Origin of the sequence: Cobetia sp. MMG027 (assembly GCF_027947415.1) — a bacterium.
GTDB classification, from domain to species: Bacteria; Pseudomonadota; Gammaproteobacteria; order Pseudomonadales; family Halomonadaceae; genus Cobetia; species Cobetia marina.
Genome location: NZ_JAQJIO010000044.1, coordinates 1 through 363, shown reverse-complemented (window position 1 = coordinate 363; position 363 = coordinate 1). Strand labels below are relative to the sequence as shown.

1 protein-coding gene is annotated in these 363 nt (G+C 63.4%); it reads right to left on the bottom strand.

All coding sequences use genetic code 11. From position 1 onward, the window contains the following. A partial coding sequence (locus tag PJK54_RS17795; protein WP_271303526.1) for a hypothetical protein occupies nt 1–363 on the bottom strand: 363 nt, incomplete at both ends.

Below are 363 nucleotides of genomic sequence, written 5' to 3'. Positions count from 1 at the left end.
GGCACCGTCGATCGTAATGTCAGTTGTGGCGACGGTGATCTCGTTGGCCGGATCGGCGCTGTCAGTGATGGTGATCACGACATTGCTGCTGTCGAGGCCGGCCTCGATGCTGCCAGTCAGATCGACGGCGCTGATGTCTGCCAGATTGAGGAGGCCATCGTCACCATCGACGAAGGCGATGCTGCCCGTCGGGTCGGTGGTATCCACGGTGACGGCGCCCAGGTTCACGGCGTCGCTGACGTTGCCGGCGACATCGGTCTGACGGATCTGCACAACGCCATCGGCGTAGACACCTTCGTCCAGCGTGAAGGTGGTGCTAGTGCGGGCATCCCAGGTGGTGCCGCCGTCGAGGGAGACTTCCCA